Here is a 24,978-nt window from a genome sequence, read left to right on the forward strand (position 1 = left end):
GGTCCACTAGAGGACAAAAACGACATGGATGAACTGTCGCACAGGTATCGCAACGTACTCGACAACCTGACAGGCGGACCGTCCCGCCTGGCCGTCCTCGTCGACTCCTCCCCCCTGATGGGTCTGCACACGGCCGGCGTCGCGGCCCTGACCGGGGAGGCCGAGCGGGCGGGGGCCACGGTCGTCCGCTTCCACCCCGGCCACGCCGTGCGCGCGCCGCAGCTCGGCGGCGCCGAGGCGGCCGTCCTCGTCACCGACACCCTGGACCGGGGCTGGCGGCAGCCGAGGCTGCGCGCCTGGATCGCCGAACTCGCCGCCCGGCTCCCCACCGCCGTCCTGCACCTCCTGGACCGCTCCGTGTGGCCGGAGGGCCCGCTCACGCCGCGGCCGATGCGCATGACGGCCCCGTTCCCCGCCTCCCCCGCCTCGTGGGCCTTCGCGCGCGCCCCGGACGATGCCTCCGCCCCCGGCCTCCCCGCGGACGCGGCGGTGCTGCCGGTTCTGGAGTGCGAGCCGGAGGCCCTCGCGGAGTGGGCCTCGGTGGTGGACGGCCGACCGGGCGTGTGGGAGGCCGACGTGTGCGTCCTCCCGCCCGGCGGCGCGCGCCCGCCCAGCGCCGCCCCCTGGGAACCCGACCCGGTGTCGCGCTTCCTGTCCCACGCCTCGCGCGGGGCCCGCGAGCTCGCGGTACGCCTCACCCAGGCGCCCGTCAACCTCCCCGTCGCGGAGCTGATCCAGCGCAACATCCCCCACGCGCCCCGCGACGGACGCCTCGCCGTCACCGAGATCGCCGAGGTCTTCGGCGGCGAGCTGATGGACCCGACGCTGCCGCCCGGCGACCTGCACGACCCGGCCGCCACCGCCCTGGAGTTCCTGCCCGGGGTCCGCAGGGACCTGCTCGGCAGGTTCGGCGACCTCAGCGTCATGCGGTCGGTGTACTACTCGCTGGGCATCGAGTTCAAGGACTCCGCACGGATCTACCAGTGGCTGGCCCGGATCGAGACCGGAGCCCCCCTCGTGCCCTCGCTCGACGGGGAGGAGGGCCTGGCCGCGGCCGTGCTCCCCGCGCTGGCCGAGATGCCCGGCGAGTACCGCCGCTTCGCCGGGCACCTGCGCGCCGCGCTGGAGGGGGACTCCGCCCCCGCGGTCCCGGGCGGCGCCACCGCTCCCTCCGCCACCGACCGCCGCACGCCCGCCGCCCCCCGAGAGGAACCGAGTCCGACCGTGACCGACACCCGCGCCTCCGAGACCGAATCCGTCCCCTCGGAGCCCACCGCCCCGCGCTCCCGGAGGCGCCAGTCCCGGACCCGGCCCCTGGCCAAGCTCCGCGGCGTGCCTCCGCACAACCTCAACTTCACGGGGCGCGAGAAGATCCTCGAACGCGTCCACGGTCTGCTGGAGGAGTCCTCGGGCGGGATCTACCTGCTGTCGGGCGGGGGCGGCATCGGCAAGACCCAGATCGCCACCGAGTACGCGCACCGGTACCGGGACAGCTACGACCTGATCTGGTGGGTCCCCGCCAACAGCCCCGCCGACATCCAGCAGTCCTACATGCACCTGGCCAGGCACCTGGGCCTGGCCGAGGACGGCGGCAACCTGGAGAAGACCGCCCAGCGCGTCCGGGACGTGCTGGAGAACGACCCCGAGGTGGGACGCTGGCTCCTCATCCTGGACGACGTCTCCAACCTGGACCAGCTGGGCGGGGGCGAGCTCCCGACCGACGGCCCCGGCGACATCATCATCACCTCCCGCGACCAGAGCTGGATCCCCAGCGGGCGCAGCGAGGGTTCGGTCGTACCGAGCCTGACCCCGCAGGAGAGCGTCGCGCTGCTCCGCAAGGTCTGCCCCCAGGGGCTGGAGGACGACGGGGACGCCCTCCGGATCGCCGAGCGCCTGGAGCACCTGCCCCTGGCGCTGGCCCAGGTCGGCGCCTACCTGCGCGACTCCCTGATGAGCGTCGAGGACTTCCTCCAGCTGATCCAGGACAAGTTCGACGACCTGGTCACGCACGTGGAGTCGGAGGACCTGTACCCCCTGCCGCTGGCCGCCGCCTGGAACATGCAGCTCGACGACCTGAGGCGCGGCACCGGGGGCGACCGCGCGCTCAAGCGGATGGTCCGCGAGTTCGTCCAGCTGTGCTCGTTCTTCGGCCCCCGCCCGCTGGCGCGCACCCTCTTCCACCGGGCCCGGGGCCTGAGCGCCAACCCCGAGCTGGCGCAGATCCTGGGCAACGAGATGGCCCTGTCCCGGGTGCTGCGCTACGTGAGCAGGCACAGCCTCGCCGAGTTCGACCGGTCCAAGCACACCTTCCAGATGCACGTCACCTTCCAGACCGTCGTGCAGAGCACGCTCGGCGACGAGGAGCGGGTGCGCTACCGGGACCTGGCCCACCGCCTGCTGGCGCAGAGCGACCCCCTCGGCCCCGAGCTGCCGCAGAACTGGCCCGAGTACCAGCTGCTGCTGAGCCACGTGACCGCCTCCGAGGCGTGGCGCAGTCACGACCCGCAGGTCCGCGGCCTCGTCCACAACGTGATCGTGTACCTGGTGGAGACGGGCAACGACGACGCGACGCTGGAGCTGGCGGACCGCGCCATCGAGGCCTGGTACGACGACATCCCGCAGCGGTTCCAGGTCCAGCTGCTGCGCGCCAGGGTCCTGCGCCTGCGGGGCGACAACGAGGTCGCCCTCGCCGAGGCGGAGCGGATGTACGCCGAGCAGTCGGAACTGGAGGGGCCCGAGAGCGAGGAGGCCCTGGAGGCGCGGCGGGCCCGGGCCATCGCGCTGAGCAACCTCGGCCACTACGACGAGGCCCTGGCCATGTTCGAGGACATCCACCGGACCAGGACCGCGCTGTTCACCGAGGACGACGAGAACACCCTGGTCATCGCGCACGACATCGGGGACTGCCTGCGCCGTCTGGGCCGCTTCCAGGATGCCCTGGACCTGGACCGCCGCACCCTCGAACAGCGCAAGTACCTGTTCGGGTCGAACGGCATCCCGACCCTGCGCTCCCGGCTGTCGGTCGGGCTCGGCCTCATGGCCCTCGGACACCTGGAGGAGGCCCGGGAGGCCCTGGAGGACTGCCAGCGGCGCTTCGAGGCCACCGAGGCGGACGCCAGCGCGCACACCTCGGAGATCCCGATCTTCCTCTCCGTGGTCAACCGCAGGCTCGGCGCCCACGGGTCGGCCCTGGAACTGTCCCAGCGGGCGGTCGACACCAACACCTCGCGCCACCGGCCGCACTCCCGGGTGACACTGCACATCAACAGCATCCACATGGTGAACCTGGCCTTCGCCGAGCGGGTGACCGAGGCCAAGAGCCTGGCCGACGACCTCCTGGAGCACATGGACGCCGTGTACTCCGGCCGCCACCTCTTCCCATGGGCCTCGCGGGCCAACGCGGCGATCGTGCTGCGGCTGGCGGGCGAGTACGAGCGGGCGTACGCGCTCGACGTCGAGGCCCGGCAGGAGATCCTGCGGCTCTTCCCGGACGCGCGGATCACCGTCGCCGCGGTCGAGGTGAACCTGGGCAGCGACCTGTTCGCCCTGGGGCGGCTCAAGGAGGCCCGGGCCCAGGACGCGGCCAGTGTGGAGCTGTGCCGGGAAGTCCTCGGCGAGCACAACCCCTTCCTGACCACCGCCCGGCGCAACCTGCTGATCAGCCGCCGGGCACTGGGCGAGGACGTCCGGGAGGAGTGGGCGGCCTTGCGCGACCACTACACCGCCCGGTTCGGCCCGGACCACCGGTTCGTGACCACGATGGCGGAGTACGCCCGGCTGGACACCGACATCGTCCCGGTCCGGGCCTGAGGCCGGAGACCGCCGCGCGGCACCCCGGACCGCTCTCCGGGGTGCCGGGACGTGCCCGAACACGGTGCCGTCAGGGCGCCGGGGCGCGCCCCGGGGAGAGGCGGGGAATCCCTTTCCCGTGTCCGGGCCGGGAGGGAAAGGGGAGTCGGGGAACGGCGACGCCTTTGCGGCCCCGGAAATATCCGGGACCGGTTTCCGGGGTTCTCAGGACAGGGAAGCCAGCAGCGACAGCCACTCGCCGGCGCCGAACCGCAGCGTGTGCCCGTCCGGATGGTGGGAGTCGCGGAACAGGATCCGGCCCGGGTCCCCCAGGGAGGCCTCGCAGCACGCGCCCCTGTCCGAAGACATCGACGACTTGCGCCACCCGGTACCGTCGCGTCCGTCGCGCCAGCGGGCACGCGCGTCGTTTCGCCCGGTCATAACTGGTTCGCCCCACCGTTTCCTCCGCACGGACGGCAGCGGAATCTCGTCTTTTGCGGACACTTCCCAGTATTTTACTTTCCGAGCTCTCCCACAGGAATAGCTTTACCCCTCGCCAAGGAACGTATGAGGTCAAAGTGAACAAAGTGATCGACTTCGTCACCGACGACGGCACCGTGGTCAGTATCGAGTCCGTGCCCGCCCGGCGGGAGGGGGCCGCCAACGTCTCCAGGAGGTCGGAGGAGGCCACCGGCGACAGGCGGCTCGACGACGTCCTGCTGCGGATCCGCAAGGTCGCCGAGGCGGTGTCCGGGCAGTTGCGGGAACTGTCCTCCTCCTCGCTCGCCCCCTCCGAGACCGAGGTGGAGTTCGGGGTGAGCGTGACCGCCGAGGCCGGGGCCGTGGTCGTCAAGGGGAGCGCGGAGGCCACCTTCAACGTCAGGATGACCTGGTCGGACAAGGGCTGAGCGCACACGGCGGTGGCCCGGGTCGCGCGCCACGACCCGGGCCACCGCCGGTGGGGAGGAAGCCCTCCGGCCCCTGTGGTCCCGTCAGGGGACCCGGGACCCCGCTAGTCCCAGTCCAGGCCGCCGCCGGTCTGGTACTCGATGACGCGGGTCTCGAAGAAGTTCTTCTCCTTCTGGAGGTCCATCATCTCGCTCATCCACGGGAACGGGTTCTCCGTCTCACCGAAGATGGGCGCCAGGCCGATCTGCTCGGCTCGGCGGTCGGTGATGAAGTGCATGTACTTCTCGCACAGCTCCGCGTTGAGGCCGAGCACGCCGCGCGGCATGGTCTCGCGGCCGTAGGCCACCTCCAGCTCGCAGGCCTCGGTGAGCATCTGCCGGACCTCGGCCTGGAACTCCTCGCTCCACAGGTGCGGGTTCTCGATCTTGATCTGGTTGATCACGTCGATGCCGAAGTTCAGGTGGATCGACTCGTCGCGCAGGATGTACTGGTACTGCTCGGCGATGCCGACCATCTTGTTGCGGCGGCCCAGCGACAGGATCTGCGCGAAGCCGGTGTAGAACCACATGCCCTCGAAGATCACGTAGAAGGCCACGAGGTCGCGCAGGAAGGCCTGGTCGGCCTCCGGGGTGCCCGTACGGAACTCGGGGTTCTCCAGGTTCTGCGTGTACTTGAGCGCCCAGGCGTCCTTGGCGGTGATCGAGGGGACCTCGCGGTACATGTTGAAGAGCTCGCCCTCGTCCAGGCCGAGGCTCTCGCAGATGTACTGGAAGGTGTGGGTGTGCACCGCCTCCTCGAAGGCCTGGCGCAGCAGGTACTGGCGGCACTCGGGGTTGGTGAGCTGCCGGTACACGGCCAGCACGATGTTGTTGGCCACCAGCGACTCGGCGGTGGCGAAGAAGCCGAGGTTGCGCTTGAGCATGAGGCGCTCGTCCTCGGTCAGCCCGTCCCTGGACTTCCACAGCGCGATGTCGGCCTGCATGGCGACCTCGGTGGGCATCCAGTGGTTGTTGCAGCCCGCGAGGTACTTCTCCCACGCCCACGTGTACTTGAGGGGGAGCAGCTGGTTGACGTCGGCGCGGGCGTTGATCATCGCCTTGTCGTCGACGTTGACGCGCTCGGCGTCGCGCTCGATCTCACCGAGGCCGCTGGTGGCGCTCGCGCTGTTCTCGGAAACTGCGGTCATGCTGGGGTTTTTTCCGTTCTCCGGACGTACCGGAAGAGTCGTGGCTGGGTGAAGGGGACGGACGCCTCCGCGACCCGGGGCCCGCCGGAGGGCGGGGCGGCGTCATGCCGCTCCCGCCCTCCGGTCGCCGCACGGGGGTGCGCGGCCGCCGGTGCTACTGGCAGGCCTCGCACTCGGGGTCGTCGATCGAGCAGGCCTGGCCGTCGATGATCTCGAACTCGTCCTCGTCGGCCGCGCCGCCGGTGACGGGCTGCGGGTTCGGGGACGGGCTGGGCGCGGGCCCCGGGTTCGGGGCCGGGCTCGGCGCGGGCGAGGCGACCGGCGCGACCGGGGCCGCGGGGGTCGCGGCGACCGCGTTGAGGCGGCCGTCGGTGCCCTTGAGCGTGCTCTTCTCCACGTGGGTGGCGCTCTGCGAACGCAGGTAGTAGGTGGTCTTGAGACCGGAGCGCCACGCGCGGCGGTACAGCGAGTCCAGCTTCTTGCCGCTGGGGGCCGCCATGTACAGGTTCAGCGACTGGGCCTGGTCGATCCACTTCTGGCGGCGCGAACCGGCGTCCACCAGCCACTCGGGGTCGACCTCGAACGCGGTGGCGTAGAGGGCCTTGAGGTCGGCCGGGACGCGGTCGATGGCGCCGAGGCTGCCGTCGTGCATCTTCAGCGCGGAGACCATGTTGTCGTCCCACAGGCCGCGGGCCTTGAGGTCGCGCACCAGGTAGGGGTTGACCACGGTGAAGTCGCCGGACATGTTCGACTTGACGTACAGGTTGCGGTAGACCGGCTCGATCGACTGGCTCACGCCGGTGATGTTGGCGATGGTCGCGGTCGGGGCGATGGCCATGACGTTGGAGTTGCGCATGCCCGTGGTCTTGACGCGCTCGCGCAGCGAGTCCCAGTCCAGGGTCTCGCCCCGGTCCATGTCCAGGTCGCCGTCGCGCGACTCGGCCAGCAGGCGCAGCGAGTCGATCGGCAGCACGCCCCGGCTCCACAGGGAGCCCTCGAAGCTCTCGTAGGAGCCGCGCTCGGCGGCCAGCTCCATGGAGGCCTCGATGGCGTAGTAGCTGATCAGCTCCATGCTCTCGTCGGCGAAGGAGACCGCGCCGTCGGAGGCGAAGGGCGTGCGCAGCTTGAACAGCGCGTCCTGGAAGCCCATGAGGCCCAGGCCCACGGGGCGGTGGCGCATGTTCGCGCGGCGCGCCTCGGGGATCGTGTAGAAGTTCACGTCGATGACGTTGTCGAGCATGCGCACGGCGGTGCGGACGGTGCGGCGCAGGCGCTCGGCGTCCAGGCCGTCCGGGCCCGTGTGCTGGGCCAGGTTGACCGAGCCCAGGTTGCAGACCGCGACCTCGTCGGCGCTGGTGTTCAGCGTGATCTCGGTGCACAGGTTGGAGGAGTGCACCACGCCGACGTGCTGCTGCGGCGAGCGCAGGTTGGACGGGTCCTTGAAGGTGATCCACGGGTGCCCGGTCTCGAACAGCATGGTCAGCATGCGCCGCCACAGGTCGACGGCCGGGAGGGTCTTGGAGACCTTGATCCGGCCCGCCGCGGCCTCGGCCTCGTAGTGGGTGTAGGCCTCGGCGAACTCGGCGCCGTACTTGTCGTGCAGGTCGGGGACCTCGTCCGGCGAGAACAGGGTCCAGCTGCCGCCCTGCTCCACGCGCTGCATGAACAGGTCCGGAACCCAGTTCGCGGTGTTCATGTCGTGGGTGCGGCGGCGCTCGTCACCGGTGTTCTTGCGGAGGTCGAGGAACTCCTCGATGTCGATGTGCCAGGTCTCCAGGTAGGCGCACACCGCGCCCTTGCGCTTGCCGCCCTGGTTGACCGCGACGGCGGTGTCGTTGGCGATCTTCAGGAACGGCACGACGCCCTGGCTCTTGCCGTTGGTGCCGCGGATGTGCGAGCCCAGGCCGCGCACCGGGGTCCAGTCGTTGCCGAGGCCGCCGGAGTACTTGGACAGCATCGCGTTGTTGCTGATGCCGTGGAAGATGGCCTGGAGGTCGTCGCCCACGGTGGTGAGGAAGCAGGAGGACAGCTGCGCCCGCACGGTGCCCGAGTTGAACAGGGTGGGCGTGGAGGCCATGAAGTCGAACGAGGACAGCAGCTCGTAGAACTCGATGGCGCGGGCCTCGCGGTCGTCCTCGTTCAGGGCCAGACCCATGGCCACCCGCATGAAGAACGCCTGCGGCAGCTCGTAGCGCACCTCGTCGCTGTGCAGGAAGTAGCGGTCGTAGAGGGTCTGGATGCCCAGGAAGGTGAACTGCTCGTCGCGCTCGGGGCGCAGCGCGGCGCCCAGACGGGCCAGGTCGAACTTGGCCAGCGCCGGGTCGAGCTGGCCGAGGTCGATGCCGCGGCCGACGTAGGCGGCGAGGTAGGCGGCGTAGCGCTCGCCCATCTCGGACTGGCCGGCGGCGTCGGGGGCGCCGCTGATGAAGGTGAGGGCCTCGCGGCGCAGCTTGTCCAGCAGCAGGCGGGCGGCCACGTAGGAGTAGTCCGGGTCGACCTCCACGAAGCTGCGGGCGGCCATGACCAGGGCGAGTTCCACCTCGGCGTCGGAGATGCCGGGGTAGAAGCCGCGACGGGCCTCGGTGAGGACCTTCTCCGCCGAAACACCGGTGAGCCGCGCACAGGCCTCGGCTACGACGTGCTCGATCCGGTCGACGGCGGCAGGGGGGTTGCCGTCCTTGCTGGACCGAACGGATGCGGGCACGGCCTCGACGTCAAGGGTCATACAGCGGCTCCAACCTCGATAGAAGAGTCCCGGCGGGGAGGGGACGAGAAGCGAGGGTCGCGCGGCGCTCCCGGCGGACCGGCGCACTGGGTGCGCGCGGTCGTCCGGCCGGCGGGCCGCGGCGGCTCGTTCTCGAAGCCCCGTCGTCGGCACACACTCAGGTGTGCATCACCGGTGGCGGGTGGGCGGGGACCACGGCACCGGGGTTCCGCGGGGGTTCCCGGTACCTGTGACGGCCTCTTCTTCCACTCACCGCTGCGGGGACGGCCCGGCTCGTACCGGGTCCCCTCTGCCTCACCCCGAGGGGTGAACCACCAGCGGGAGAGATACTACATCTAGGGGATGGTGCGTTGGAACACCGCAAGATGATGGCGTGTCATCGATTTCTCAGGTTCTTCGACGATTGTCGAACACACCCTGGGGGCGTGGTATGAGGGGCTCCGGGAGGCCCGTCTGCGCGGGGCTGAGCGCCCCGTCGGGGCGGCCCTGAGGCGGCCCGACACAGCCTAGGTCGTCGTCGGGGCCGCCCGCACCCGACCCTGCCCGTGCCACCGCCCCAGTCGGCCCGCAACGCCCGCGCACGGGGGCCGCACGGCTCCGCGGAACCTGGCGTACCCGATCCTGCGGCCGCGGCCTCGGGGCGTCGCGGAAAAGCACTCCGGGCGGAGTCGGCCCGGGCGTGTCGCGGCCCCCGGGACGGAAACGTCGGAAACCTCACTCACCGGGGTCGGCGCGGGCCGCGGGGGCGGGCGAGCGCGGCGCGGCCCTCACCCGGCGTCGAGCCGCCGGTCCAGGGCGTCCTCGTCCAGGCCCAGGTCGACGCGGACGCGGAACCGGATCCGCAGCAGCTCCAGCAGCAGGTCGTGGACGTAGGGCGAGGCGTCCAGGCCGAGGAAGCGGTGCGCGCCGACCGTGGCCCACCGCTCGGCGCCCTCCAGGTCGTCGTGCGCGTACAGCGCCTCGGCGACGTGGATGTAGGTCTGGAGCCCCGGGGGATCCTCGCTCTCCAGGCGTTCGAGGTGGGCGTAGGCCGACCCGACCTCGTTCAGTTGCAGCAGCGCACCGGCGCTGAGGGCGCGCGCGTCGATCACCGTGGGGCCGCCGTCGTCGATCGCCCTCTGGTAGGCCGAGCAGGCGCGCTCGAACTCCTGGGCGATCTCCCACTGCTCCCCCGCGCGCACGAACAGCTCCGCGCGGGAGATCTCGCTTCCGGCGTCGACCCGGTTGGCCAGGTCCATGAGCTGGGCGGCGACCCGTCCGTGCTCACCGGACCGGACGGCGTGGAATTCCAAACGGTCGAGTTCTGCCGTCGTCACGTGGGTCAACCGCATCGCCCTCATCACCTACTCGCACTCCCCGCGCAAGGATCTCAGGGCCTGGCACGCTCCAGTGCCTGCCAGAACCCCTGGCGCAGTCCGTCCCGGACCTCGTCACGCAACAGGTGGTCGATCGGCAGCGAGGAACCCTGGAGCAGACGCGCCTCCAGGTCGGAGGGCATCCGGGGTCTGCGGGCGAGGACGGCCTCGACCCACAGGGCGGGCGCCTCGCGGGCGATCGACTCCGCGAAGTCGTTCCCTTCTTTGCGCGCAACATGCACCGCTTCGTCAACGGTATGCGTGGCGGGACGCGTCTGCTGGGGATATCCAGGACTGGGACGCGGTTCCCGGTATTCGCCGGCCGCGAACCGGCTGTCTTGTTCGGGACCAGTAGGCTGCGGTCCCCCGTAGGAGGGGGCCGCCCCACCGCGTTGGGCGGTGTCAGTTTCCGTACTGGTCCCATAGGTAGGGTTTGCGTCGTTCGCACCCCCGAAGCCGGGGTTGTCCCCCGGACCGAACCTGGGATCCTGGGGCGGTGCGCTCCTCTGCGGTGGCGCGTGCCCCGGCTGGCCGTGTCCCGGCTGCCCGCCGTGCTGGCCCGGCTGCAGGGACTGCCCCTCCTGGGAGAAGGAGCGCTGCGGCCCGGTCCCACCGGCGAAGGACTGCTGTGGCCCGGTCCCGCTGGCGAAGGACTGCTGCGGCCCCGTCATGTGCTGCTGCGGGGGCGGTGCCTGTCTCGCCGGAAGCCCGTAGCCCGTCTGGTCGGCCCCGCGCAGCGACTGGTGCCCCCCGGTGACGGGGTAGCCCCCCTGGCCGCCCGGCGCCGGGTGCCCCCCGGTCATCGAGGCGCCCGGATAGGCGCTGTTGCCGCCCACGTTCGGCGGGACCTGGCCGCCGGAGGGGAACCCGTTGGCGTCGATCGGGCCGGACTGCTGGTTGTCCGTGTTCGGCCCGGCCAGGTGGTCCCCGCCGCCGCGCTGCTGGGCGAGGGACCTGCGCATGGCGCGCAGCTGGTCCATGGCGCTGCCCTGGGGGGCGGGCTGTCCGCCGGTTCCGGCGAACATCGCCTCCAGGCCCACGGCGGACGAGGAGGCCGCCTCCACCCGGTTGCCGCCGGGCTGCGCCGTCGCGACGGGCTGCCTGGGGGTCTCGGGCGCCGAGCGGGCGCGGCCGTTGGAGAACGGCGTGGTGGTCTTGGCAGCGGTCTCCTGGGCGGCGCCGCTGCTGGAGAGCAGGTTGACGTGCGGGCGCAGGTGGCCCGCGCCGATCTCGATGAGGTCGTCGCACTCGCGGCGCAGGGCCCGGGAGATGGTCCAGTTGCCCTCGACGGAGACGTGCACGACCGTGACGCGCACGCCCATGTCCTGTACGTCGGCCACGACCGGCGCCATGTCCTCGTCCCCGCTGACCAGGACGGCGTCGCACAGGACGCCGGTACGGGCCAGCGTGGTGAGGTCGCGCTGGACGTAGCTCTCGACGCCCTCGCGGCGGCCGGGCCTTATCCGCGCGCCGCGGAACTTGATACCGGGGATGTCGGCGATGCCGTCCTGCTCCTGGGTCCGCCGGTCGTCGGCGACCGCCTCGTACCAGTAGCAGCGCAGGAGCGGCAGGCCGGTGCGGTCCCGCGCGACCTCGTTGAGGAACTGGACGAGACCGGTGTAGTCCCAGGAGACGGAGTCCCGGTTGCGGGTTCCGTGCACTGCCATCGCGCCGTCCGCGAGAAGGTACCCCGCGTCAACGAACAACGCGCAGCGGTCCACTGGCACCGACCCCCTTCCCTGTTGTCTCTGGGCCATGTCCATGACCGGGCCACAGCCTAGCCAAGTCTGTCTGGTTTTGCGTGCCCCTTCTGAACACACAGAGTTATTGGACTGCTACTCACAGGCGGTTTTCCGGGGGAGTCCGGGACTCCGAAGCGGCCGGACAGGCCCGGACGGGGCGGGTGGAAGCCCGTACCTCAACTACGCATGGGGGCCGTCAGGACCACTGCCCCCACCATCACGGCGTCCTGTTCGGTCAGGATTCGGATGTCCGTTTCTCGGCCAAGTACTGAGTCGAATCGGACCACGTCGGTACCGAACGCGAGCGGGTCGCCGACCGCGCCGCGGGCCGAGCCGGTGAACGCGTTGTCTGCCCGCCCGTGGCCGCCGACCGGCTCCGCCGCCGCGCCGTCCACGGTCACCCGGTCCCCGCCCAGGTCGGGGTCGCCCTCCCAGGCCACCACGTCGATCCGGGCGGGTACGGCGGCGGGCAGCAGGCCCGACACCGCGAAGGGGCCGCCCCCGCCGCCGTGGAAGGAGACCCGGGTGTCGTCGAGGACCATCACCTGGTTGCGGGTGCCCACCCGGGGGTCCTCCAGCACGACCACGAGGCTCCAGCCCGCGTAGTGGCCGCGGCCCTCGCGCACGGGGGCGTCGCCGACCCACCACTGGCCGCCGCCCTGGGCCCGCACCAGGTCCGTGACCTCGGCGAACGCCTGGTAGGCGGGGTAGCCGGGCAGCTCGGCGACACGGTTGCCCGTGGCCTCGACGGTGCGGTAGTCCGTCATGCCCGGACCCCTGACCCGGACGGAGGGGGCGTCGGGGGTCCCGGTCCCGGAGAAGTAGAGCCCCGCCCAGCGCACCCCGCCGCCCTCGGGGAGTTCCCAGGTCGCGGAACTGGAGGAGGTGGTGGAGGGGTCGTCGTCGGCGTCCAGCGGGACCATCGTCCAGTGGTCGTTGTCCAGGCGCGGCCCCTGGCGCAGCCTGGCCCGGGCGCAGGGGCCGTCCTGGGCCTCGGGAGCGCCGTGGAACCCGGGACCGTCCTGCGCTCCGGCAGCGCCGTGGAACCCGGGACCGTCCTGCGCCCGGGGAGCGTTCTGTGCCTCGGAGGCGCTGTGGGGCCCGGGGTCGCTGTGGGACCCGGGGGCGCCGTGGGCCACCGTCGCCGGGCCGTGGCCGCCGTGCCGCGCCACGCCCTCGGAGAACGGTCCGCGCGCCGTTTCCGTGGGCACATTGTTGTCCGGCGCATCCACCGTCCCGTCAGAAGCCCCTTCGCCCTCTTCCTGACCAGGGGGCACATCCTCCTCCGTGGTCGCCTCGGCTTCCGGCGGCTCCGGTCTCGGGGACGCGGGGGCGTCCGGAGCGGGGGAGGACTCCGTGCGCGGATCGGTCCCGGGCCCCGGCGGACGCGGGTCGGGGACGTCCGGGGCGTACGGCCAGTCCCACCACGGCCACGGCCAACGACCCCTCGGCTCCGGTTCGACGCAGGTCATCAGGGCGTTGCCGACGCTCTCCGCGCGTACCCGGCCCGCGGTGGCGTAGCGGGCCGTGACGCCCTCCGCGCTCACGCCCCGCTCCCCCGTCGCCTCGGCGGTCACGCCCGCGGCGGACACCGACACCGTCGCCGGAACCCCGACCTCGGCGTCCGGGGCCACGCGCACGTCGATGAACTGGGTGCCGTCCTCCCCCGCCGCCATCCCCGGGTGGGCGCAGCGGCCGCCCCCGCTGCCCGCGGAGCAGCTCCAGTCGCCGTGTCCCACCGCCCTGGGAAGCGCGTTGCCCGCACCGCCGGAGGAGACCATCTCCACGCCCGGCGGCAGGGTGAGCTGGGCGACGACCTCCTCGGCCGCGCCGCCGCCGATGTTGCGCACGTCCAGGACCATGATCCCCTCGCTGCCCGGGAGCAGGGAGCCGACCGGGTCGATCCCCGCGGCGAACCGCGGCCCGGGCTCCTGCGCCACCTCCTCCTCCGGCACGTCGGCGGGCGGCACCGCCGGGACCGGCTCGGCGGGCTCGGGCCGCTCGTCCGCGTCGGGGCGCGGCCGGTCGCTGGCCGGAGGGGAGGGCCGCGGCGCGTCCGGGGCGGGCTCGGGCACGTCCGGAGCGGGCGGCGCCGGAGGCTGCTCCCACGGGGCCGCCGCCGGGGGCGGCTGCTGTTCGGGAAGCGGTTCCGGCGCGCTGGTCAGGGCCAGGGCGACCGCGACCGCCACACCGGCCGCCGCCGTGCCTCCGGCCGCCGCCTGCTGCTGGCGGCGCGACATCCTCCCCCACCAGGCGCCTCCGGCGGGGGTGGCGGAGAGGTAGCCCGCCGCCCCCGCGCCCGCCACCATCGGCAGGACGACCCCGCGCAGGCCGACGTTGACGTCGGTCAGCTCGGCGTAGACCGCGCGGCAGTCGGCGCAGCCGTCCATGTGCCGGTCGACCTTGGCGGTGTCGCGCCTGGACAGCCCCTCCCTGACGTGGGCGCCGAGCAGTCCGAGGGTCGGGCGGCAGGCCTCGGCGGCGTTCCCGCCCGCCAGGTGCATCTGGAGGTAGGCCTGCCGCAGGCCCTCCCGCGCCCGGTAGGCGAGGGCGGCGACGCCGTTCGGCTTCATGCCGAGCACGTCCGCGACCTCGGCCGGTTTGGCCCCCTCGATCTCGGTGTGCCAGAGCACCGACTGCCAGCGCTCGGGGAGCGAGAGGAAGGCCCGGGCGATGAGGGAGCGCTCCAGCCCTTCGAGCGCGGGGTCGACGAAGGGCTGGCCGGGGACGAGGCTCTCCATGTCGTCGGTGACGACCTGGCGCCTCTCCCCGCGTCCCCGGTCGTAGGCGGCGTTGCGGACGGCGGTGAGCAGGTAGGGGCGGAAGGAGTCCTGCGGGCCCCCTCCTCGCTGGATGACGCTGAGCACGCGGGTGAACGCCTCGGCGGCGGCGTCCTCCACCTCCGCCTCGCCGCGCAGCAGTTGCCGGGCCAGTCCGCGCGCCGCCGCGGCATGGCGCTCGTAGAGGGTGGCGTAGGCGCCGGTGTCGCCGTCCCGCACCCACTGAATCAACTCACCGTCACCGACCAGAGTCTCTGTGTGATCGTCGGGGACGTCGTTCACCCGGCGTCCTTTCTGGGGAGTGTGCGCCGCGGTCCGGGGAGAAGCCCCGGTCCGGCGCTGGAGGACACGTGCTCGAAAAATATCCCGCATTCGCGTCACAGCCGCCACCGATCTCCGTAATCAGGGGTGAGGGAGGACGGAACGCGCCGAGCGGACGCGGACCCGCCTCCGCGACAGGACCGACGAACGGGAGCGGCGCCATGGGAGATGCCGAGGTGAGGACCGGGACGCGGGACCGTACCGCCCGTGCCCGGGAACTGCGCGCGCCGTGGGGTCGGCGGAGCCGGGAGGCGGGGTGGGACCCGCCCGAGAGCTGGTGGACGCCCGCCGTGGACGCGGTGTGCGGGGCCTTCGCGGCGGGGGACGACCTGGCCGGCCCCTGCGGGCTCCTGGGCGGGGCGCGGGCGCGTTCGGGGGTGGGGATCGGGCAGAGCCTGGACGACCTGTCGGCGTTCACGTCGGTGGCGGGGTGGCGGAGCCCGCCGCCGGTCCTGGTCCGGGCGCTGGCCGAGGGGTGGGCGGACGCGGGGCGCGGGTGGCAGACCTGCCAGGACCCGCTGACCGGCCTGGCCACCGCGGAGTACCTGCGGACCCGGCTCGGTGAGCTGTACCGGCACACCGGCGACGGGGCGCCGCCCGCCTCGGGGCACCGGCTCGTGGTCGTGGCGCTGGATCCGGGGATCGACCCGTGGCGGCGCACCGCGCGGTTGATCGTGCTCGGCCACGAACTGCGCGGGTTCTTCACGCGCGGGGAGTCGGTGTGCCTGCTGGCCCGGGGGCGGATCGCGGTGGTGGCCCCCGAGTCCGCGGACCTGGACCGCGAACTGGACGCGCTGCGCCGGGGGACCTGCTGGGAGCACGGGGCGGCCGTGTGGACGGTGCCCCTGCCCGCCAGCCACGGGGAGGCGTTGTCCCTGGTCGGGGGGTTGGAGGACAGAAGATGACCTGAAGACGCCGTCCCAGCGCCGCGAGGCCCCGGCCCGAGCGGCCCGGCGCGGGACGGCAGAGCCGACCGGACCGGTGCTTCGCCGAGGGGACGGACCCGGACGGTCGGCGCCCGCCGGACCGGGTTGTCCGGGTCCTCTGGCCCGCGGAAGGGCGGCCCGTGGACCGGACCGGCGGATGGGGGGTGCCGTACGGCGCCCCCGGAGGCGCGTCCGCAAGGGGAGGCGGGCGCGCCTCCCCCTGCCCTCACCCGACCACGGCCTCATCCCAGGTTGAGGCGTCCTCCGGTCACCGCGAAGACGGCCCGGCGCCAGGGGGAGGCCGGGACGCTCTTCACCGCGGCGATCCTCTGCTCGTATCCGCCCTGGACCGGGGTGCGCCCGTCGCCCACGGCGTCGATCCAGGACTCGATCCCCCGTGCCGGAAGGGCCTGTGCCGGGGGGTCCTGCGCGGGAGCCTCCGTGGGCGGGTGGTTCGCGGCCGGGGCGTACGGGGTCGGGGCGTACGGGGTCGGCGGGTCCGGGCGGTCCCCGGTGTGCGGGACGCCCTGATCGGGTTCCGGCTGCCCCACACCCGCGTAGGGCGCGGCCGGAATGTCCGCGAACCCGGTGGGCTCCAGTGGCCGGTCACCGTAGGCGGGGTAGGGACCGCCCTGCTCCGGCTCCCGGGCTCCGGGAGGAGCGGACTCCTTCCCGGCGCCCGGTGAGGAACGCTCGGCGGCCGCCGCGGAACCGGCCTCCCCCGGCGCGGGTCCGCTGACGGCGGTACCCGCCTCGGGGGGAGCGCCGGTGGGCTGGGCGGGGTCGGTGGGCCCGGAGTCCCCGGCAGGGGCCTCCGCCGCTCCCGTGCCCGGCACGGACGTGACGGGGCCGGGAACGCCGTGGGAGGCGGCGGCTCCACCGGTGTCGGAGGAGTCGGCCTGGTCCGCCTCCACGGGCGGCGGAGCCTGGACGCGCACGGTGTCCGTGTCGGGACGCACGGGTTCGGGGACCTCAGGGGAGGGGTCGGTCTCCTCCGGGCCGCCGGCTTCCGCGGCCTCCGGCTCGGGTGCGAACAGGGAGACGCCCTGGTACAGCGGGGAGCCGTGTTCCTGTGCGGCCTCGGGGACGGCTGGGGCGGGTGAGGTCTCCGAGGCCGTTGAGGACTCCGATGAGTCCGGTTCCTCCCCGGTCCGCGGGGTCTCCCGGCCCTCCTCCCGCATCTTGCGGGCGCGCCGGTCGGCACCCATGACCAGGAAGACGTCCGTCTCCTCCGCGTCCGGGTCCGGTGAGTCCTCCTCGCCTCCGGGGTTGACGGTCACGGGGTCCGCCGGGCGCGGCGGACCGACCCGCCGGGGCTCGCGGGTCGCGCCGGGGGGTACCGGCGGGCGCGACGCCTCGGAGGCGGAGGTCGTACCGAACCAGGCGCGGGCGGGCGGGACCTCATCGCGGGGCCGGGAGGCCGAAGGCGTGTCCTCGTGCGGCTGTGCTCCCTGTCCGCCCGGCGGTCTCCGGCTGCCCGACCGCTCCCGCTCGCCGGGCGGCTCCTGGACGCGCGGCGGCTCCGGCCGCGGGGCGGGCGACGGGTTCGCGGGAGGCGCCGGTGGCGCGGCGGGGGGAGCGGCCGACGCGCTCCGGTCCACGGGCACGGCCGGGTCCGGCTGCGGCTGCCATGGCGCCTGCTGTTCCGGAGGCTGCGGCCACTGCGGGGGCCGCGGCCACGATGCCCGCTGTTCCGGCGGGTCCTGTGCGGGACCGGGCCCGTACTGCTGGGGTCGCTGAGGCTGCTGGGGTTGCTCGGGAGGCGCCGGAGGCTGCTGGGTCGGCGGTGCGGGCATGGGCGTCCCCGACAGGAAGGCCTCGGCTACCGAGTCCTGCGCGAAGGTGCGCGGCGTCGCCGTTCCACCGGGCGGGGTGGGGGGCCGTTGCGGACCCGAGTGGCCCGCCCAGGGCGCGTTGGGGCCGGTGGGCTCGTACGGCCTCGGCGGCTCGACGGCGTAGGGCGTCGGAGGAAGCGTTCCCTGTCCCGGATAGCCCGGCGCACCGCCGGGCGGGGTGCCCTGGCCGTGTCCGGGCACGTCGGAGAACCAGCCGCCGGACGGGGCTGGTTGGGGGCCGCTGGGCCCACCCTGCTGGCCATACGCGTACTGGGGGCCGCTCGGAAAACCCTGACCAGCGGCGGGCCGCTGAGGCCCGCTGGGAGCGCCTTGCGGACCACGGGGGTGCTGCCCGCCCGGAGAGGCCTGCGGACCACTCGGCACGGCACCTCCACCCGGAAAACCCTGACCAGCGGCGGGCCGCTGAGGCCCGCTGGGAGCGCCTTGCGGACCACGGGGGTGCTGCCCACCCGGAGAGGCCTGCGGACCGCTCGGCGCCGCGTTGGCGCCCCCCTGCTGGCCGTACGGGTGCGCCGTTCCCCGACCCGGATACGGCGTGTGCGGGAAGGGTCGCTGGCCACCGGACGGCGCGCCCCGCCCCGGTTCCGGCCACCGTGCGGCCTCCTGACCGGCGGCGGACTCCGATCCGCTCGGGACGGCGCCCCCTCCCGGGAAGCCCTGACCGGCGGCGGGCCACTGCGGCCCGCTCGGCGCCGCGTCGCTCCCCCACTGCCCGGCGTCGTGGCCGCCGGACGGCGCGGGCTGGCCGTGCACCGGCCCGGGGTACCGTCCCGGTTCCCCCCACGGCGCCTGCCGCCGACCTCCCCGGTCGGGGTCCCCGTGCACGGGAGCCCCCGGTCGCCAGCCGGTCGGGTTCCCGGCGTCCGGCGGCGCGTCCGGGTTCCCCCGGCCGTCGTGCTCCTCCCGGGTCTCCTGCTCCCCGGGAGGGGTCCCCCGTTCCGGTTCGGGTCGCTGCTCCACGGCTACTCCCCTCCTTCGACGCGGGTCCGGACCGGCCCGGCGCCGTCCACCGAACGGTCCAGCGCCTCGGCGGCCACCAGCTGAACGGTCCGGTGGGTGGCCTCACCGATGAACCCGGGGCGTACGACCGTGCCCTGGGCCAGGTGCCGGTCGTGCGGCAGGACGATGACGCCCGCACCGCTCTCGGCGATGATCCCGGTCGTGCGGGCCACGTCGAACCCCGGGTCCTCACGCCGCCGCTCGTCGAAGACGACCACCACGGTCCGCCGTACCTCGTCCTGTCTGCCGTCCGCGACCAGCAGGTCCAGCTCGCGCCCGACCCGGATCGCGGCCTCCCGGGTCGCGCGGACCACGCGCACCCGTGCGTGGGCGGACCCGCCGACGGCCTCCACGAACGCACCGCCCGACTCCCCGGCCACGAGGGTCACCCCGAAGAACCGCGAGATCGGCAGCAGCCCGGACATGTAGGCCCCGGCCCCGTCCGGGGCGGCCCGCACCGTCCACAGGCGCTCGTTGGCCTCGCCGAGACTGGCGCGCACCGACTCGAAACCGGTGGGGTCCACCCCGTCCAGGTCGCCGGGCTCGTCCAGGCCCAGCCGCTCGGCCAGCGACGGCGCCCGGCCGGTGGCGTCCACGGCCAGAACCCGGTCGTGGCGGAAGTGCGCCAGCGAGCGGGCGACCAGCGCGGCCACCACCGACGCGTCGGCGCCCGACCCCAGGTCGTCCACGACGATCCGGCGCCCGGTCGAGGTGGGGCGCTGCAACCGCCTCCCCAGCTCGATGGTGTCGGCCACCTCGTCCGCCGCCCGGAACGGGCGCAGCGCTGCCCGGCCGACGCGGCGCACCCAGCCGTCACCGCGCACCGGCCGCGTCCCGGAGGCGGCCGAAGCGGCTCCGGCCGGGGAGGCCCCGCCCGGGGCCCGCGTCTGTGAGGCGTTCATCGTCCCCCCGCTCAGAAGGTCGTGAGGAGGCGCTGGAAGGTGCCGAACGCGCCGATCGCCAGGGGCACCAGCACGACGACGGCGACCGCCTCGAACCTGCTGGTGACACCGCGCAGCCGCGCCCGCACGTGCTCGGGCTGCTCGATCGACAGCACGACCGCGGGGACGGCCGACACCGCGACCGCGATCCCCAGCGCGGGCCACACCCCCCAGGGCACGGCCTCGGCCCAGGAGAGGAGGAAGGCCACCAGCACCACGAGGCTCGCGGCGATGAGCACCGACTTCTGCGCGACCAGCGGGAACAGCCGGGCCCGGCTGGCCACCACCAGGGCCAGCACCACCGACAGTCCCGCCGTCCACCAGTCGAAGTGGGTGGCCAGGCCGATCCCCGCCGTGGCCGCGGACACCGCCACCGCGATCGTGGCGATCACCAGGCTCCGGTGGGCTCCCGCCACCGAGGTGAGCACGTCGCTCCGGGTCACCGCGTCCCCGGAACTGCGCCGGTCGTCCAGGACCGCCAGTCCGGAGAACATCAGCGCCAGGCGGAGCAGCAGGCTCAGCAGCACCACGCAGGCCACCGCCATGATGACGGCGATCTGGTAGGTGGGCAGACCCAGCGCCGCGCCCACCGACCACACGACCGCCAGGGCGAGTCCGACCCCGCCACCGGTCAGGCCGCCCCGGCCCAGGCCCGACGTGAGCCCGAGCAGCAGGACCAGTCCCGCGACCAGGGCGGCGCCGCCGCCCCAGCGGGCCCACTCGGGCCAGCCGAGCTGGTCGCAGGCCAGCCACAGGGCCAGTCCGCCGACCGCGGCGCCGCTGATCGCCAGGGCCGTGCCCAGGGGCTCCCGCCAGGTCGGGCCGATCGACGCGCCCACAGCCACCAGCACGGCGGCGACCACGGCCAGGCCGACGAGGCCGCCGTTGCCGGAGAAGTACCCCTGCACGATCCAGGCCGCGCCCACGGCGAGGGCGACCAGGGAGACGGTGGCGGTCCAGCGGGCCGCCACCGGGTTCCAGCGCCCCTGGTGGTCGTCCAGGGCCATCGAGACCGCCTCGGGGACCTCGTGCACCACCGGGGCGGGCACCGGTTCCTCCGCCCGGACCAGCCGCAGCACCGCGCCGTCGGTGATCTGCCGTTCCGCGAGCGTGGTGTCGCCCTCCAGGACGATCCCGGAGGCGGTCACCAGGTGCCGCAGTTTGGCGGGGTTCTCCACCTGGTCGCCGAGGAGGTCGAGCACCTCGGGCATGAGCGCGCCCACGGGTTCGCTCGCGGGCAGGACGGCGTCGACCCTGCGCTCCTCGCCGACGAGGGTCACGCGGCTCCAAGCGGTCATTGCCTTCCCATCCTCGCTCCTGCGTCACCGGTGGCCCTGGCCACCGCTCTCGGGTCCGGGGTCCGGGCCCCGGAATTCGGTCGTGCCCTCCAGCCGGACGGTGTGGAGGCTTGCGTCGGCGCCCCTAGCCGGGCACGTCGCTGACGGCGATGCGCTCCAGGTAGCCGTTGCCGATGAGCCAGCGGATCGTCGGAACGGTGGGTACCTCGGTGAACCCGGCCGTGTCGAGGGTGAAGCGGACGCCGCCGCCGGGGTGCCCCCCGTTCGCGGGGGCGCTGGTCGCGCTCACCTGGAAGGGGTGGATGACCCGGTAGCGGTGGTAGAGGTCCTCGCCCTCGGGACCGGTGCGGGCGTGGTCGGGCAGACCGCGCTCCCCGAAGGCGGTCCCGTCGGGGAACAGGTAGCGGCCGCTCTCCTGGCCGAAGGCGTCCACGACGTCGCCGACCGCGAGTCCGTGCAGGTAGGAGCCGCCGCTGCGCTCCTGAAGGCTCTCGCGCACCGTGGTGACCAGCTCCGCCGTGGCCTCGGCGGTCTGCCGCTCCTCGGCCTGGGTGAGGACGGTCGGTTCGGGCTCGGTGGTGGCCAGTTCCTGGTAGAGCCAGCGGGCCGCCTCGTCCTCGGTGGTGAACTCGGGTCCGGGGCGGCCCTGGTCGAAGTCCATGACGGCGGCGGACAGGTAGCCCTCCGCGTCCTGGCTGAGCAGGTAGTAACTGTCGAGGGTTCCGGGCTCGGGACGGGGGTCGCCCGGGAGCACGTACAGGCTCTCGGGGACCCCGGCGGCGTCCAGCTCCCCGCGCAGGTCGTCGAGCGTGACCTGCGCGCCGACCCAGTCGCCCGGAATGGGCGGGACGGCGTTGTTGGCCGGTCCCGACGCCTGCTGTTCCTGCTCCACCCGCTGGGTGCTGAGCTGGTTGCTGACGAAGGACCAGCCGACGGTGCCGCCGCAGATGACCGCGGCGAGGCAGGCGCTGATCGCCACCTTGCCGAAGTTCTCGTCCAGGCGGCGCCTGGTGCGCTGGCCGCCGAAGAGCACCGCCTCGCGCAGGCGCTGTCGGCGCACGGCGACGGACTCCAGCAGCTGACTGTCGTAGTCGCGTGCCAACCGTGCTCCTCACTGCCTCTCGTGCGTGTCCCGTACCTCGGATGCGGTCAGATGTTCATGACCGCGCTGTTGGCGCGGCTGAGGGTCTCCTGGGCGGTGGAGTCGTTGGTGGACAGCGTCTCGCGCACGAGCCGGATGATCTCGCGGACCTCGTTACCGGCGTTGTGCCACTTGAGCTCCTTGGCGCTGTACTCCTCGGACACGCCGGTGGCCTCGAACTCGGCCATGGCCTGGCTGACGTCGGTGTCGTGCTCGCCGATCAGGGTCTCGAGGCGGTTGGTGATCGACTGGATGTTGCCCTGGACCTCCTGGGAGGCACCGAGGTCGTAGGCGTTGTTGCTCATGGATGCTCCTTACCGGGGGGTCGGGGGGTCAGCGGAACTTGGCGGCGTCGAAGTTGGCCGAGCCCATGCTCTGGTTCGCGTCGTCGGCCATGGTCTGGTCACCGGTGACGAACGCGGTGTTCATGCCGGTCTGGCCCTCCTGGATGGAGCCGAGGCCCGCGCGCAGGTCCGCGGTGATGCCGTCGGCCCTGAGCTTGAAGGAGTCGAACGCGGCCTTGCCCGCACCGTCGAACTTGCCGGACAGGGGCTCGGCGGCCTGGACGAGTTGCTGGATGAGGCTGCTCAGCTCGTCACCGGTGGTGCCGGTGCTCTGGGACAGGGTGGTCAGGGTGCTGTCGCCGATCTGCCAACGTGACAACTTTTCACCTGCTTTCCTCGGGGGTCCTCGCGAGGCTGTTCGCCTCCCGTGGGGGAGGACGCACGCGGAGTGCCCGCGGTTCGGAAGAAGATCCGCGACCGGGCAACGGACTGGATCCCCCCATAGGGGAGGATCTGCATCATACAAGTGGCCTCTGACGTAGGCACAGGGATGATCCGCGCCTGTGGACGACGGCCGGTGAACGGCGCGGACCCCTCCGGCGGACCGGCCGGGCCCGCTCACCCGCCGGGGCCTCCGGGGCGGGTGCCCGGACGCGGCCGCTCCCCTTCCCGCCGTCGGCGCGTGGCCGTATCCGGCCAATCCGAACGCGGTACCGGCACCGGCCGGAGCCCCTCCGCCTGGCCCCGGGCGCACGGCACCGCCCCGACCCGTCCCCTCCGCGCGAACCCCGGCGCCGCCCGGCCCCCACGCCCCCTACCCGTCATCCGCACACCGGTGCGCCACCGCCCCTGCCCGGTCCGCCGGGACCGCGCACCGTCCCCCCGGACGCGCGCGGCCCCGTCCCCTGCCGGATCCGGGAGCACGTGGCTGAGCCCACCCTCCACCCCGGCCTGCGAGACGTTCGTCCACGGCCTGTCGAGAAGGCCGCGGAGGGAGGTTGGCCGGGTCCGCTCGGAGCCCGTGAGGGACTGCCCCGGACCAGGGTGCCCCTCCGGTGCCGGCCGGAGCCACCCGCCCGGGAAGGAGCGGGTTCCCGTGCCACGGCGCTCCGCTCAGCGGGGTCGCCCGCCCGCCCGGGAAAACGGTGCCCGGGGGCGAACCTCGCGGACGCCCCCGGGATCCCACCCTCCGAGTACCGCCCTCCCCCGGAGTGTTGAGGAGATCCCTTGAGCCACGACGCGGTCGCCCTTCTGGCCAGCCCTCCCGACCGGCGCGCCCTGACCAAGGCCCTGGTCGCCGCCGGGCCCGACCTCCGGGTGCGGTTCGCGGCCGACGGCGCCGTGGTCGAACTGCTCGACGCCGGGGGCCGCCTGGTCGCCGCCGTGCAGGCGGCCCAGCGCCTGGCCCTGTCCGCCGAGGCCGAACGGCTCCTGTCCGCCGGCATGGTGGACGACCTGCCCGCCCAGCCCTACTGGGTGGAGGCGCGCGGCGCCGAACTCGCGGACACCGACACCGCCGGGGCCGTCGGCCGCTTCGTCCGCGACCTCGCGGACCGGCTCGGCGGCGTCGTGTGGGAGCCCGAGCCGCGGCCCTCCCGCGGCGACGCCTTCCTGGACGGCTCCACCGACCACCCCGCCGTCACCGCCCGCACCGACAGGGCCGTGGTCGTGGTGCAGGACCGCCCCCTGGTCCCCATGTCCCCCTGGCTCGTGGACACCGTCGCCGCCCACGGGCGCGAGGGCCTGCGCCTCCAGGTCGTCACCCCCTCCACCAGCCGCCTCACCCACGCACTGCACTCGGTGCTGGCCGGCCCCACCGCCCGCTGGGTGGTCCAGGCCCCCGACGGCGCCTACTACGACGGGTTCTCCGGGGTGCCCCTGGTCTGGGACGAACGGGAGGCCTTCGTCCTGGACCGGAGCGCCCGGGCCGAGGACGGGCCGCACGAGGCGTTCCGCGCCCGGGCCGGGGACGTGGAGGGGACCGGCTCCCACCTGCTCGTCGAACTGAAGGCGGAGCACCCCGCCGACAACGGCCTGGTCCTGGGCGAGGCCGCCGAACTGCTCGCCGAGCGCCTGGGCGGCCGCGCCCCCGCGCTCTGGGGCACCAGCGAACCCCTCCCCCAGGAGTGGAACCGGGCGGCGCTGACCCGGCTGTGCCGCGAACGCGCGCCCGGGCAGACCTGGTTCGTGTTCACCGGCCCTCCCGAGGGCGTGCGCGAGGAGGGCGTGCTCCCCTTCTGCGGCACCCAGCGGGTGATGCGCACCGCGCACGGGGTGCGTGAGAGCGTCTCGTTCGCGGTGGCCCGGCCCGCCGGCGAGGAGCACGACCTAGACGCGTTGTCGTCGGTGGTCCGTACACTCACCGAACGCGATGTGCTGCGGACCATGACGGTGCGGCGCGCGGCCGGGCGGCCGGACCTGACCCACGAGCCCCGCTGGTGCGGCCTCCCCCTGCCGGTCGGCCTGGCCGTGGGGGTGGAGGGCGTCTCCTCGATCGGCACCGACCGGGCGCTGTCCGCTCCGGTGCGCGGGGTGCCGTTCGGCCCGCCGCTCACGCCCTCGGTCTGGTACCGGGTCGGGGACGGCACCGAGCCGGACGGCTGGCAGCGCTTCCGCGAGCTCATGGACCACCTGCACCCCGACGGGGTCCGCGCGGGCTGACCTGCGGCCGCGGCCGGGCACGCGGCCGGGCGCCGACCGGAGCCGCCCGTACGCGAAAAGCCCCT

General features: G+C 73.7%; 16 protein-coding genes. 4 read left to right on the forward strand and 12 right to left on the reverse strand.

Annotation, left to right across the window (positions count from 1 at the left end):
• The first annotated feature begins 24 nt into the window (after positions 1-24).
• Positions 25-3,810, forward strand: coding sequence for an FxSxx-COOH system tetratricopeptide repeat protein (gene fxsT / locus G011_RS0112790; protein WP_019608801.1), 3,786 nt, complete (start codon positions 25-27; stop codon positions 3,808-3,810).
• A 204-nt stretch (positions 3,811-4,014) separates the two neighbouring features.
• Here fxsT and G011_RS0112795 read toward each other — a convergent pair whose 3' ends face one another.
• Entirely contained in the window at positions 4,015-4,230 is a 216-nt protein-coding gene (locus G011_RS0112795; protein ID WP_019608802.1) for a DUF397 domain-containing protein, read from the reverse strand.
• A 146-nt stretch (positions 4,231-4,376) separates the two neighbouring features.
• Between G011_RS0112795 and G011_RS0112800 the strand changes: the two genes are divergently transcribed.
• Positions 4,377-4,697, forward strand: a complete 321-nt coding sequence (locus tag G011_RS0112800) for a CU044_2847 family protein (protein WP_019608803.1) — start codon at positions 4,377-4,379, stop codon at positions 4,695-4,697.
• A 104-nt stretch (positions 4,698-4,801) separates the two neighbouring features.
• Here the strand turns inward: G011_RS0112800 and G011_RS0112805 are convergent, their stop codons facing one another.
• From G011_RS0112805 to G011_RS0112825, 5 genes are all read right to left on the reverse strand, one after another.
• On the reverse strand, positions 4,802-5,884 hold the full coding sequence (locus G011_RS0112805; protein ID WP_013155602.1) for a ribonucleotide-diphosphate reductase subunit beta: 1,083 nt from the start codon (positions 5,882-5,884) through the stop codon (positions 4,802-4,804).
• Positions 5,885-6,038: 154 nt separating this feature from the next.
• A complete protein-coding gene (locus G011_RS0112810; RefSeq protein ID WP_019608804.1) occupies positions 6,039-8,609 on the reverse strand; it encodes a ribonucleoside-diphosphate reductase subunit alpha in 2,571 nt (856 codons plus the stop codon).
• Between the two features lie 767 nt (positions 8,610-9,376).
• Positions 9,377-9,949, reverse strand: coding sequence for a hypothetical protein (locus G011_RS0112815; RefSeq protein WP_026338257.1), 573 nt, complete (start codon positions 9,947-9,949; stop codon positions 9,377-9,379).
• Between the two features lie 29 nt (positions 9,950-9,978).
• On the reverse strand, positions 9,979-11,685 hold the full coding sequence (locus G011_RS0112820; RefSeq protein ID WP_019608806.1) for an NYN domain-containing protein: 1,707 nt from the start codon (positions 11,683-11,685) through the stop codon (positions 9,979-9,981).
• 197 nt (positions 11,686-11,882) lie between these two features.
• Positions 11,883-14,768, reverse strand: a complete 2,886-nt coding sequence (locus G011_RS0112825) for a sigma-70 family RNA polymerase sigma factor (RefSeq protein WP_026338258.1) — start codon at positions 14,766-14,768, stop codon at positions 11,883-11,885.
• A 200-nt stretch (positions 14,769-14,968) separates the two neighbouring features.
• On the opposite strand from G011_RS0112825, the gene G011_RS0112830 reads away from it, so the two are divergent.
• Positions 14,969-15,712 (forward strand): hypothetical protein, encoded by a 744-nt coding sequence (locus G011_RS0112830; protein WP_019608807.1) that lies wholly within the window; start codon positions 14,969-14,971, stop codon positions 15,710-15,712.
• 263 nt (positions 15,713-15,975) lie between these two features.
• Here G011_RS0112830 and G011_RS0112835 read toward each other — a convergent pair whose 3' ends face one another.
• From G011_RS0112835 to G011_RS0112860, 6 genes are all read right to left on the reverse strand, one after another.
• Positions 15,976-17,013, reverse strand: a complete 1,038-nt coding sequence (locus tag G011_RS0112835; protein WP_026338259.1) for a hypothetical protein — start codon at positions 17,011-17,013, stop codon at positions 15,976-15,978.
• A gap of 1,538 nt (positions 17,014-18,551) precedes the next feature.
• A complete protein-coding gene (locus tag G011_RS0112840; protein ID WP_019608808.1) occupies positions 18,552-19,490 on the reverse strand; it encodes a hypothetical protein in 939 nt (312 codons plus the stop codon).
• Positions 19,491-19,501: 11 nt separating this feature from the next.
• A complete protein-coding gene (eccD, locus tag G011_RS0112845; RefSeq protein ID WP_026338260.1) occupies positions 19,502-20,827 on the reverse strand; it encodes a type VII secretion integral membrane protein EccD in 1,326 nt (441 codons plus the stop codon).
• A gap of 124 nt (positions 20,828-20,951) precedes the next feature.
• Complete coding sequence (locus G011_RS0112850; RefSeq protein WP_019608810.1) at positions 20,952-21,929, reverse strand: TNT domain-containing protein; 978 nt, start codon at positions 21,927-21,929, stop codon at positions 20,952-20,954.
• 47 nt (positions 21,930-21,976) lie between these two features.
• Positions 21,977-22,273, reverse strand: a complete 297-nt coding sequence (locus tag G011_RS0112855) for a pore-forming ESAT-6 family protein (RefSeq protein WP_013155612.1) — start codon at positions 22,271-22,273, stop codon at positions 21,977-21,979.
• Between the two features lie 28 nt (positions 22,274-22,301).
• Positions 22,302-22,631: a hypothetical protein gene (locus G011_RS0112860; protein ID WP_013155613.1), complete on the reverse strand. Its 330-nt coding sequence runs from the start codon at positions 22,629-22,631 to the stop codon at positions 22,302-22,304.
• Between the two features lie 848 nt (positions 22,632-23,479).
• Between G011_RS0112860 and G011_RS0112865 the strand changes: the two genes are divergently transcribed.
• A complete protein-coding gene (locus G011_RS0112865; protein ID WP_019608811.1) occupies positions 23,480-24,913 on the forward strand; it encodes a DUF6177 family protein in 1,434 nt (477 codons plus the stop codon).
• Positions 24,914-24,978 lie beyond the last annotated feature (65 nt).

This window comes from Nocardiopsis sp. CNS-639, assembly GCF_000381685.1.
In the GTDB taxonomy this organism is placed as follows: Bacteria; Actinomycetota; Actinomycetes; order Streptosporangiales; family Streptosporangiaceae; genus Nocardiopsis; species Nocardiopsis dassonvillei.

Excerpts from the sequence above, each read along its gene's own strand:
- fxsT (WP_019608801.1), top strand. The coding sequence starts at position 25 with ATGGATGAACTGTCGCACAGGTATCGCAACGTACTCGACAACCTGACA.
- G011_RS0112795 (WP_019608802.1), bottom strand. The coding sequence starts at position 4,230 with ATGACCGGGCGAAACGACGCGCGTGCCCGCTGGCGCGACGGACGCGAC.
- eccD (WP_026338260.1), bottom strand. The coding sequence starts at position 20,827 with ATGACCGCTTGGAGCCGCGTGACCCTCGTCGGCGAGGAGCGCAGGGTC.
- G011_RS0112805 (WP_013155602.1), bottom strand. The coding sequence starts at position 5,884 with ATGACCGCAGTTTCCGAGAACAGCGCGAGCGCCACCAGCGGCCTCGGT.
- G011_RS0112840 (WP_019608808.1), bottom strand. The coding sequence starts at position 19,490 with ATGAACGCCTCACAGACGCGGGCCCCGGGCGGGGCCTCCCCGGCCGGA.
- G011_RS0112810 (WP_019608804.1), bottom strand. The coding sequence starts at position 8,609 with ATGACCCTTGACGTCGAGGCCGTGCCCGCATCCGTTCGGTCCAGCAAG.
- G011_RS0112855 (WP_013155612.1), bottom strand. The coding sequence starts at position 22,273 with ATGAGCAACAACGCCTACGACCTCGGTGCCTCCCAGGAGGTCCAGGGC.
- G011_RS0112830 (WP_019608807.1), top strand. The coding sequence starts at position 14,969 with ATGGGAGATGCCGAGGTGAGGACCGGGACGCGGGACCGTACCGCCCGT.
- G011_RS0112815 (WP_026338257.1), bottom strand. The coding sequence starts at position 9,949 with ATGAGGGCGATGCGGTTGACCCACGTGACGACGGCAGAACTCGACCGT.